The organism is Kitasatospora sp. NPDC059408 (genome assembly GCF_042751525.1).
Classification (GTDB): Bacteria; Actinomycetota; Actinomycetes; order Streptomycetales; family Streptomycetaceae; genus Kitasatospora.
The window spans coordinates 1-11055 of record NZ_JBHYWI010000152.1; the positions used below are offsets into that span (position 1 = coordinate 1).

Sequence of the window (11055 nt, forward strand, 5' to 3'; positions counted from 1 at the left end):
GGCCCGCCCGCCCCCGCCACCCCCCCGTCCGGCGGCCCGGCCGTCCCGCCGCCGCCCCGCGGTCCGGCGGCTCCGGCCGGGCCCGCGGGCTACGGCTACCCGAACGCGGGCGGCGGGCCGGGCGCCGGCACGCCGCAGGCGGCCCCGGTGCCGCCGGGCGTGCCCACGGTCGGCCCCGGCTACTTCGCCGCGCTCAGCTACCGCGGCCCGGACGGCTCGGAGCAGAAGCTGCTGCACCGCAGCGAGCCCGGCACCCCGCACCCGGAGTGGAAGATCCTCCAGGACCTGCGGCGGCTCAACGTGCCGCCGGACCAGGTGCTGGAGCTCTACACCGAGCTGGAGTCCTGCGACCTGCCCGGCGGCTACTGCAACCGCATGATCGCCGCGTCCTGGCCGAACGTGCGGCTCACCCACACCGCCTCCTACGGGCGCGACCACGCGTCCCGGCAGGCGGGGATGGCGGAGCTGCTCGACCACCTGGACGAGCTGCACCAGCTGGCCTCGGGCCCGCAGCGGGTCCGCCCGTTCCGGGTGCCGCCGCCGGCCCCGGGCAGCGTCCAGGTGCTGCCGCCGCTCCCGCCGCAGCAGCTGGCGCAGGAGCTGGGGCTGCACTTCGGGCCGAACCTGTTCCGCTTCGAGCAGCGCGCGGTCTCCCGCCAGGGCGTGCCGGAGCCGGTCGCCCAGACCCTGATGTGGGCCGGGCTGCCGCGCGACTTCGGGCCGTTCTTCTGGGCGCAGGCGCAGGACGGCCGGCCGATCCCGACGCTCGCCGAGCTGGCCGCCGAGCGCGGCCTGCCGCAGGGCCCGGACTTCGCCGGCTACCTGGTGCTCGGCAACGACTACGGCCGCCAGCTGTGCGTCCAGTACGGCACCGCGAACGTGGTCGCCGTGGACGTCGACGGAACCGGGCAGCCGCCCCGGTTCGTCAACACCGGTGTACCGGAGTTCGTCCGTTCGCTGGCCCTGCTGGGCCGCATGTGGCGGCTGCGGTACGGGCTGACGCCGGAGCAGGCCGGACGCTGGACGGCCGACTTCCAGGCGGAGCTCGCCGCGATCGACCCGGCGGCCCTGCAGAACGCGGACACCTGGTGGGCCGTGCTGCTGGAGCAGTTCTGGGACGGCCTGCTGTAGCGGACCGTTCCGGATCCTCGCAGGTGGGGAGGGGTCGTTCCGGTGTCCGGAACGGCCCCTTCGGCGTGCCGTCGCGGCGGTGCCTCGTTGGGGTTTCGTCCGGATCTGCGCAAAATAGGTCAAGAGGATGGGTCTATTCGTCCGGTCCTCGACCTATTTCGATCCGTCCGACGGGCGGATCCGGACCCGGTCGCCGAACCGGTCCCGGAGCCGTCCGTTCCGTCCGATCATGGGCTCCGCAGCCCGCGACACGAGGGGAAGAGCCCATGAGCGACGCCGTCTCCCAGTACGGCTTCACCCCGGCCCGGCGTGGTTACGCGCCCGAACAGGTCGACCGCGCCCTGGCCGCGCTCACCGCGCAGCGCGACGAGGCCTGGGAGCGGCTCAGCGTCCTCGGCGCCGGGATCCGGCAGATGGAGGGCAGGCTGGCGGAGGTCCGCCAGGCCGCGCAGGACGCGCCCGCGCCCGACTACACCGTGCTGAGCGAGGAGGCCGCCGGCCTCGCCGTCATGGCCGAGACCGAGGCCAGCGCCGTCCGGGAGAAGGCCGAGCGCTTCGCCGAGGACCTGCGCGACGAGGTGTACGAGGCCGGCCAGGCCGCCGAGCACGCCGCCAAGGAGTACGCGGCCACCACCCGCAGCGAGGCCGACCAGGCCGCGCGGCGCACCGAGGAGCGCACCCGCGCCGAATCGGAGACGATCCGCGGCGACGCCGACGGCGACAACCGGACCGTCCGGGACGCCGCCACCGCCTACGCCGCCAAGGTGCGCGTCGCCGCCGCCGAGGCGAGCGAGCAGGCCGAGGCCGAGCTCGCCGACCGGCGGCGCGGCGCCGACGAGGCCTTCGCCGAGGCGCAGGCCCTGGCCGACGCGGAGGACGCCGAGGTCGCGGCGACCGCCGAGCGCCGGGTCAGGGAGGCCGAGCAGCACCGGGAGACCGTGCTCGGCCGGATCAAGCAGCTGGAGACCGAGGCCCAGGCCAAGGCCGACCAGAGCGTCGAGCAGGCCCGCCGGGAGGCGGAGAAGGTCAACGCGGCGAGCGAGCGGGAGCAGACCGAGTTCGCGGCCCGGCTGGAGACGGTGCAGCAGCACCTCGACCACATCAAGGCCACGCTGGCCTCGCTCACCGGGGCGGCGGTCGGCCAGATCGAGGCGGCGGCCGTGCGGGCGCCCGAGGCCGCCGACGCGCCTGCCGACGCGCCTGCCGACGTCGTCACCGATGCCGCCGCTGATGCCGTCACCGGTGCCGTCGCCGACGGCGTCACCGACGACGGCACCGCGCCCGCGGACTCCGAGGCGGACACCGGTGAGATCCCGGTGCCCGACCTGCGCAAGCGGGACGCGGCGGGCGCGGGGAAGGAGACGGCCGTCCTGCGGCTGCCGTCCGCGCAGGTCGCCGCCCCGGCCCCGGCCGACGCCGCGCCGGCGGACGTTCCGGCCGACGCGCCCGTGGTGACCGGCCCGGTGCCGCCCATGCCGGCCGCGCCGCCGCGGACCGGTCCGGCCGAGCCCGTCGCTGCGGACGCGGACGCGGGCACGGGCACGGGCACGGAGCCGGAGGAGACCCGGATCATCCCGAAGATCGTCATCGTGGACGACGGCGCCGGCTACGCGACCCCGAACACCGTCTCCTACCGCCGCCGCTGAGGCACCCCGGCTACTGCGGCGGCGCACCGTCCGCCAGCAGCCCGGTGAGCTTCTCGTCCTGGGCCCTGACCGCCTCCCGCCGGGTGGTCAGGGCCTCGGCGTTGCGGTCGATCAGCTGGCGCTGGTACCCGGCGAGGACGGTGAACCAGAGGGCCGCCAGGTTGCTGCGGGCCGTGCAGTCGAGGTCGGCGCGGGCGGCGGCCAGTTCGCCGGGGGTGATCTCCGCGGTGCCGCGGTAGCGCTCCGGCAGGGCCTCCGGGGCGTCGGCCGCGAACCCGGCCGCGCCCATGCACGCCGACCAGTCCTTCGTTGCCGCGACGACCCTGGCGTCCGTCCCGGCGGCCTTCAGCGACGCGTCGAACAGCCGGCCCACCAGGTCGGCGCCGGGCCCTTGCGGCGGTCCGATCCGTTCCGCCGCCTGCCGGTCGCAGTCCACCCGGGCGTTGTCGTAGGCCTCGCCGGAGCCGGCCGGGGCGGCGGCCGGGCGCGGGAGCGGCCGGCGGGGCGGGTGGAAGCCCTGGACGGCGGCGGCGTCCGCGCCCAGGTAGCCCCAGGCGCCGGCCGGCAGCGCGGTCGCGTTGTCGGGCGCCTCGGCGGCCTGGAGGCCGTCCCCGTCGAACGCGGTGAAGCCGGCCCGGCGCATGCAGGAGACGACGAGCATGTTCCGCGCCTGGATCTCCTTCACGGCGCTCCGGTCGTCGGCCTGGTAGGCGGAGAGCGGAAGTCCGGTCATTCCGCCCCGGCCGGATTCCGGGGCGCGCGCCCCGGAGACCTCCGGCGGGGTCTGCGCGGAATCCGAGGAGCCGCTTCCGGAAACCCCGGAACAACCGGCGGAGAATACCGTGATCACCACCGTCAGGGCGGCCGAGGCGAATCGCCTCGACGGCGCGGGAAGTTGCACGGCGAGTACTCCGATCCTCAAGCGCTGCAAGCTTGTTCGGACCCTAGCGCATTCCTTCGGCGGCGGTTCCCGCGGCCGCCGGCGAACGATCGGCTTGGCCGGAAAACAGCTGTCCGGTGTTGCCCCGCCGTGCAAATCTCGGGAGTCGCAAACCGCGACCGATGGAGGGTCCATGGTTATCCGCACACATTTCCGTTCGGACCGCCGGAATTCGAGCCACCGGAACAGAAATGCGAACGCCCGCAGGCTGGGCGCGCTCGCGGTGCTCACCGCGGCCGCCGCGACCCTGCTGCCGGTGACCGGCGCCCGGGCGGTGGAACGCGTCGACTGCGGCAACCGGAACGATTTCGCGAAGGTGTACAACTACGGCTACGGCGGGCGGCTCTGCTTCGCGAACGACGGCTGGATGGCCGTCCGCATCTACAACGTCGACCGGATCGACGCCGGCAACAACCGGGTCGTCACCTACCTCGGCGGCGGGCTCGGCTCCTGGACGGTCTTCAACTGGGAGCAGTACGACTTCAATGCCAACCAGGGCCACCAGGTGATGATGTACGACATCAACCTCTCGCGCTGGTAGCCCGCCGGAGCCCCGTACGGTCGGGCGGGTGCGGCCGCTCGGCCTGACGGGGCTCCAGGGACGCGCGGGGCCCAGGCGGCCTCGGGGTGTGCGAGGAGCGGAATCGTGTGAGGCCCCGGAAACGTGTGAGGCCGAGACCCGTGGCGCCCTCCAGGAAAGGGCGCCACGGTTCCCGGCGCTTGGGCGGGCGCCCCCACCCAGGGTCGCCCGGCCTCGCACCTCCGACCCCCATCGGGGGTGCGACAGTGCCTCCGCAGCCATCCCCCACGGTTGGGTGCGGCGGGCACATTCACCATGGTGCGCGATCTCCATGGACGGCCAGTGACAGGAGTATGTCCACTTCATGGCAGATCGCGGAGCCCGAGCCGGACCGCCGAGCCGGTGGTTCGTCCACGGGCCCGCCCGGTGTTCCGTCCAGTGGTTCGTCCGCGGGTGCTCCCGCGCGGGCCCGGTGAACGGTTCGTCCGCGTCCGGCCCCGCCGGGCCCGTACACCGCGTGCGTGTCGCTACCGCGGCGTAGGCTGGAGACCCCCGGCCGCTCGGCGTGCCGGGCCGTTCGCGTTGCCCCGGCGGGCCTTCGCCGCCCCGGGGCAGCACCAGCCACGGGACGAAGAAGAGACCCCAATGAGCCTGACCGGACTGCTCGATGTCGTCGCGCGGGACGCGGCGCTCGCCGAGGCGATCGGGGCGGCCACCGCCACCGGCGCCGCGGCCGGCGGCCGCCGACACCTGGACCTGGTCGGGCCGCCCGCCGCCAGGCCGTTCGCCATCGCCGCGCTCGCCCGTGCGCTCGCCGTCGCGGCGGCGGGGGACCGCGGCCGTCCGGTGCTGGCCGTGACCGCCACCGGCCGCGAGGCCGAGGACCTCGCCGCCTCCCTGCGCTCGCTGCTGCCGCCCGACGCGGTCGCCGAGTACCCGGCCTGGGAGACGCTGCCGCACGAGCGGCTGTCGCCCCGCTCGGACACCGTCGGGCGCCGGCTCGCCGTGCTGCGCCGCATCGTGCACCCGCGCGCGGACGACCCGGCGGCCGGGCCGGTCCAGGTGATCGTCGCCCCGGTGCGCTCGGTGCTCCAGCCGCAGGTGAAGGGGCTGGCCGAGCTGGAGCCGGTCGCCGTCCAGCGAGGGGAGTCGCACGACCTGGAGGAGGTCGCCCGACGGCTGGCCGCCGCGGCCTACGCGCGCGTCGAACTCGTCGAGAAGCGCGGCGAGTTCGCCGTCCGCGGCGGCATCCTGGACGTCTTCCCGCCGACCGAGGAGCACCCCTTGCGGGTGGAGTTCTGGGGCGACGACGTCGAGGAGATCCGCTACTTCAAGGTCGCCGACCAGCGCTCGCTGGAGATCGCCGAGCACGGCCTGTGGGCGCCGCCCTGCCGCGAACTGCTGCTCACCGACGACGTGCGGGCGCGGGCCGCCGAGCTGTCCGCCGGGCACCCCGGGCTGGCCGAGATCCTGGACAAGATCGCCGAGGGCATCGCGGTCGAGGGCATGGAGTCCCTCGCGCCGGTCCTGGTGGACGACATGGAACTGCTGGTCGACGTGCTGCCGCTCGGCTCGGTCACCGTGGTCTGCGACCCCGAGCGGGTGCGCACCCGGGCCGCCGACCTGGTCGCCACCAGCCAGGAGTTCCTGCACGCCTCCTGGGTCGCCGCGGCGGCCGGCGGGGACCGGCCGATCGACCTGGAGGCCATCGACGTCTCCGCCGCCTCGCTGCGCTCGCTCGCCGAGGTGCGCGAGCACGCCGACGAGATCGGACTGCCGTGGTGGTCCGTCAGCCCGTTCGCGACAAGCGAGTCGGCGGTCGACGGCATCCTTGAGTTCGACGCGAACACGCTGACCCTCGGCATGCACGCCGTCGAGGCCTACCGCGGCGACACCGCGCGCGCGATCGCCGACGCCAAGGAGCGGCTGGCCTCCGACTGGCGCGTCGTCATGGTGACGGAGGGCCACGGGCCCGCCTCCCGGCTCGCGGAGGTGCTCGGCAACGAGGGCATCCCGGCCCGGCTCGTCGCCGACCTCGCCGACGCGCCCACCCGGGACGTCGTCCACGTCTCCTGCGGCTCGATCGAGCACGGCTTCGTCGACGAGGCCCTCAAGCTCACCGTCATCACCGAGACCGACCTGTCCGGCCAGAAGTCCTCCACCAAGGACATGCGCCGGATGCCCTCCAGGCGCCGCAACGCGATCGACCCGCTGGCCCTGGCCGCCGGCGACTACGTCGTCCACGAGGCGCACGGCGTCGGCCGGTACGTCGAGATGGTGCAGCGCACCGTCCAGGGCGCCACCCGCGAGTACCTGGTGCTGGAGTACGCCCCCGCCAAGCGCGGCCACCCCGGCGACCGGCTGTTCGTGCCGACCGACCAGCTCGACCAGGTCACCAAGTACGTCGGCGGCGAGGCCCCGACGCTGCACCGGCTCGGCGGCGCGGACTGGGCGAAGACCAAGCAGCGGGCCAAGAAGGCGGTCAAGGAGATCGCCGCCGACCTGATCAAGCTGTACTCGGCGCGCATGGCCGCGCCCGGCCACACCTTCGGCCCGGACACCCCGTGGCAGCGCGAGCTGGAGGACGCCTTCCCGTACGCGGAGACGCCGGACCAGCTGACCACCATCGCCGAGGTCAAGTCGGACATGGAGAAGTCCGTCCCGATGGACCGGCTGATCTGCGGCGACGTCGGCTACGGCAAGACCGAGATCGCGGTGCGCGCGGCGTTCAAGGCGGTGCAGGACGGCAAGCAGGTGGCCGTGCTCGTGCCGACCACGCTGCTGGTGCAGCAGCACTTCTCGACCTTCGCCGAGCGCTACGCCAACTTCCCGGTCACGGTGAAGGCGCTGTCCCGCTTCCAGACCGACAGCGAGGCGAAGGCCGTCCTGGAGGGCCTGTTCGAGGGCTCGGTGGACGTCGTCATCGGCACCCACCGGCTGTTCTCCGCCGAGACCAGGTTCAAGGACCTCGGCCTCGTGATCGTCGACGAGGAGCAGCGGTTCGGCGTCGAGCACAAGGAGCAGCTGAAGAAGCTGCGCGCCAACGTCGACGTGCTCACGATGTCCGCGACCCCGATCCCGCGCACGCTGGAGATGGCCGTCACCGGCATCCGCGAGATGTCCACCATCACCACCCCGCCGGAGGAGCGGCACCCGGTGCTGACCTTCGTCGGCCCGTACGACGAGAAGCAGATCTCGGCCGCGATCCGGCGCGAACTCCTGCGCGAGGGCCAGGTGTTCTACATCCACAACCGGGTCGAGTCGATCGACAAGGCGGCGGCCCGGCTCAAGGACCTCGTGCCCGAGGCGCGGATCGCCACCGCGCACGGGCAGATGGGGGAGACCCAGCTGGAGAAGGTCGTCGTCGACTTCTGGGAGAAGGAGTTCGACGTCCTGGTGTCCACCACGATCGTCGAGTCCGGCATCGACATCTCCAACGCCAACACCCTGATCGTCGAGCGCGGCGACACCTTCGGGCTCTCCCAGCTGCACCAGCTGCGCGGGCGGGTCGGGCGCGGGCGCGAGCGCGGCTACGCCTACATGCTGTACCCGCCGGAGAAGCCGCTCACCGAGACGGCGCACGAGCGGCTGGCCACCATCGCCCAGCACACCGAGATGGGCGCCGGCATGTACGTCGCGATGAAGGACCTGGAGATCCGCGGCGCCGGCAACCTGCTCGGCGGCGAGCAGTCCGGGCACATCGCCGGCGTCGGCTTCGACCTCTACATGCGGATGGTCGGCGAGGCGGTGGCCGAGTTCCGCGAGTCGCTCGCGAGTGGCGGCGAGCCGGAGGAGGAGCCGCTGGAGGTCAAGATCGAGCTGCCGGTCGACGCGCACGTGCCGCACGACTACGCGCCCGGCGAGCGGCTGCGGCTGCAGGCCTACCGCTCGATCGCGGCCGTCAACTCGGAGGAGGACATCCAGCAGGTCCGGGACGAACTCGTGGACCGCTACGGCAAGCTGCCCGAGCCGGTGGAGAACCTGCTGCTGGTCGCGGCGCTGCGGCTGTACGCCCGGCGGTGCGGCATCTCGGACATCACGCTGCAGGGGGCGAACGTCCGGTTCGGGCCGGTGGAGCTGCGCGAGTCGCAGCAGCTGCGGCTGAACCGGCTCTACCCGCGCAGCCAGGTCAAGGCCGCGAGCCGGCAGCTGCTGGTGCCCCGGCCGAGCACCGGCCGGATCGGCGGCAAGCCGCTGGTCGGGCGGGAGCTGCTGGGGTGGTGCGGCGAGTTCCTGTCGGCGATGTTCGACGACCTGGCGGGGGCGAGGAAGTAGCGCCCGCGGGCGGTTGGTGCACGGCGGTCTCGGGCTCTGCCCGGGGCCGCCGTTTCGTTCGTGCGGGGGCGTTCGTGCGGGGGCCTTGGTGCGGCGGTGCGGCCGCGTTCGTGCGGGGCCGCCGCCGCGGTCGTCCACCCTGGCGTCGGGGTCAGCCGACCTTCCACTGGCCGACCTGGTTGGCGAAGCCGTTGTCCAGGGCGAACTGGACCTTGTCCAGCTTGACGCCGTCCGGGACCTCGAAGGTGACGAAGCCCTTGCCGGTCTCGCCGGGGGCGATGTTGGTGGGGGTCTGGAAGGCCGGCCCGGCCTTGGTCTCCTCCAGGTTCGGGCCGTAGGCCTGGCCCTGGGTGTCCACGACCTTGGCGCTGCTGGCGGGGACCTCGCCGTACGCCTGGGCGCCGGTGGCCTTGATCTGGAACTGCACCGCGACGTAGTGCTTGCCGTCGGCCGGCTTGAGGTACTCGTTGGCGCTCTCGGCCGGGTCGACCACCTTCACCGCGACGACGTCGGCGGTGTTGGCCTTGTCCATGCCCTTGAGCGCGATGGTGTCGCCGATCCTGGCGGGCGCCTTGGGGGCGTCGGCGGGCTTGCTCGACGCGGCGGGCGCGCCGGCCGAGGTGCCCGCGGCGGCCGGGGCGGTCTGCTTCGCCTCGGTGGAGACGGTGGTGCCGGTGGAGTTGCACGCGGTCGCGGTGAGGGTGATCAGCGCGGCGCCCAGCAGGAGGGCGGCGGAGCGGCGAGTGGTGGCGGACATGGCGGTTCTCCCGGTGATCGGTGGTCTTCCTGGCTGCCGCCCCTGTCCGGTGGCGACGAAGAAATCACACCACTTCGCTGTGAACGATGTCAACGGCTTTTCGCAAAACATCTCTGTTCACGTGTGAACGCATGGAGCGAAGGTGCTGGCTATGCTGTGTGGTCACACCCAGCCCGCAGTCCCTGTCCCCGTGCGACGTCGGAGGAGCCCCCCGTGCCGGACCGAGCCGAAGTCACCGCCGTCGAGATCGCCCGGCTGGCCGGCGTCGGCCGGGCCGCGGTCAGCAACTGGCGCCGCCGCCACGCCGACTTCCCGCGCCCGGTCGGCGGCAGCGACGCCAGCCCGACCTTCGCCCTCGGCGAGGTCGAGGCCTGGCTGCGCGCACAGGGCAAGATCGCCGAACTCCCGCCCCTGGAGCGGGCCTGGCAGTTCGTCGACGCCCTCCGCGACCCGGCCGGCCACCCCGCCGCCCCGCTCGTCGAGGCCGGCACCCTCCTGCTCCTGCTGCACCGCGACCCCGACCGCTGGGCCGCCCTCGCCGCCGAGCCCGACACGCGCCTCGCGACGGCGCTCCCGAGGGCCGTCGCCGACACCGTCGTTCACACCTTCGACGCGGACGGCGCCGACCTCCTCGCTCTCCCCGGACTCCTCGGCAGCACCCAGCTCGACCTCGCCCGCCTGCTCGCCGCCCTCGCCGCCGACACCGGCGCCGCCGCGGTGTACGAGCAACTGCTCGCCCGCTACGCCGAGGCCAACACCCGCCAGCTCAGCCCCACCCCGCCCGAGGCCGCCGACCTGCTCGCCGCCGTCGCCGGCGTCCCCGCCACCGTGCTCGACCCGGCCGCCGGCCTCGGCGCCGTCCTGCTCGCCCACCCGCACACCACCGGCCGCTACGGCCAGGACGCCGACCCCGTCACCGCCGCCCTCGCCCGCCTCCGGCTCGCCCTGCACGCCCCCGCCGCCGAACCCGGCCCGCTCCCGCTCGCGCTGCGCCCCGGCGACGCGCTGCGCGCCGACGCCTACCCCGGCGACACCTTCGAGGCGGTGCTCTGCCAGCCGCCGTACAACGAACGGGACTGGGGGCACGAGGAGTTGCAGTTCGACACCCGGTGGCCGGGCGGTCTCGTCCCGCCCCGCGGCGAGTCCGAACTCGCGTGGGTCCTGCACTGCCTCGCGCACACCCGCCCCGGTGGCATCGCCGCCCTCCTGCTGCCCCCCGCCGTCGCCGGACGCCGGTCCGGGCGCCGCGTCCGCGCCGAACTCCTGCGCTCCGGCGCCCTGCGCGCCGTCATCGCCCTGCCGGCCGGCGCCGCCCCGCCGTACGGGGTGCCGCTGCACCTCTGGGTGCTCCGCGCGCCGAAGCCGGGGGACGACTTCCGCCAGGTGCTGCTGCTCGACGCCGGGTCGGCCCCGGTGGAGGGCGGGCGCGACAAGGTCGACTGGCCCGGACTGCGGCGGACCGTCGTCCACGCCTGGCGCGCCTTCGACCGGGCCGCCCGGGACGGCGAGCCGGTGCCCGCCGACGTCCCCGGCGTCCACCGGGCCATGGCCGCGATCGACCTGCTCGACGACGAGACCGACCTCTCACCCGCCCGGCACGTCCCGCCCGCCGCCCCGCTCGGCGGCGCCGCCGAACTCTCCCACCTCGGCGGGCGGTTGACGGAACTCCTGGCCGGCCTCGCCGATCCCGCCACCCTCCTGCCCCCGCCCGGCGCGGAACCCGCCGCCGGCGTCGTCACCGTCGGCGAACTCGTGCGCGCCGGTGCGCAGGAGGTGCACTCCTCCG

7 protein-coding genes are annotated in these 11055 nt (G+C 74.4%); 5 read left to right on the forward strand and 2 right to left on the reverse strand.

What is annotated here, in order from left to right:
- The coding region (locus ACFXDE_RS43020) for an SUKH-4 family immunity protein (protein ID WP_380499670.1) at nucleotides 1–1131 on the forward strand (1131 nt) is incomplete at its 5' end.
- Nucleotides 1132–1397: 266 nt separating this feature from the next.
- On the forward strand, nucleotides 1398–2777 hold the full coding sequence (locus ACFXDE_RS43025) for a hypothetical protein (protein WP_380499672.1): 1380 nt from the start codon (nucleotides 1398–1400) through the stop codon (nucleotides 2775–2777).
- Between the two features lie 10 nt (nucleotides 2778–2787).
- Here the strand turns inward: ACFXDE_RS43025 and ACFXDE_RS43030 are convergent, their stop codons facing one another.
- Complete coding sequence (locus tag ACFXDE_RS43030) at nucleotides 2788–3510, reverse strand: hypothetical protein (protein WP_380499673.1); 723 nt, start codon at nucleotides 3508–3510, stop codon at nucleotides 2788–2790.
- A gap of 340 nt (nucleotides 3511–3850) precedes the next feature.
- Between ACFXDE_RS43030 and ACFXDE_RS43035 the strand changes: the two genes are divergently transcribed.
- Both ACFXDE_RS43035 and mfd read left to right on the forward strand, forming a co-directional pair.
- Nucleotides 3851–4258, forward strand: a complete 408-nt coding sequence (locus tag ACFXDE_RS43035) for a beta/gamma crystallin domain-containing protein (RefSeq protein WP_380446257.1) — start codon at nucleotides 3851–3853, stop codon at nucleotides 4256–4258.
- 624 nt (nucleotides 4259–4882) lie between these two features.
- Nucleotides 4883–8512: a transcription-repair coupling factor gene (gene mfd / locus ACFXDE_RS43040; RefSeq protein ID WP_380499674.1), complete on the forward strand. Its 3630-nt coding sequence runs from the start codon at nucleotides 4883–4885 to the stop codon at nucleotides 8510–8512.
- Nucleotides 8513–8663: 151 nt separating this feature from the next.
- Here the strand turns inward: mfd and ACFXDE_RS43045 are convergent, their stop codons facing one another.
- Nucleotides 8664–9269, reverse strand: a complete 606-nt coding sequence (locus ACFXDE_RS43045) for a DUF4352 domain-containing protein (RefSeq protein ID WP_380499675.1) — start codon at nucleotides 9267–9269, stop codon at nucleotides 8664–8666.
- A gap of 213 nt (nucleotides 9270–9482) precedes the next feature.
- Here ACFXDE_RS43045 and ACFXDE_RS43050 point away from each other — a divergent pair.
- A partial coding sequence (locus tag ACFXDE_RS43050) for an N-6 DNA methylase (protein ID WP_380499676.1) occupies nucleotides 9483–11055 on the forward strand: 1573 nt, incomplete at its 3' end.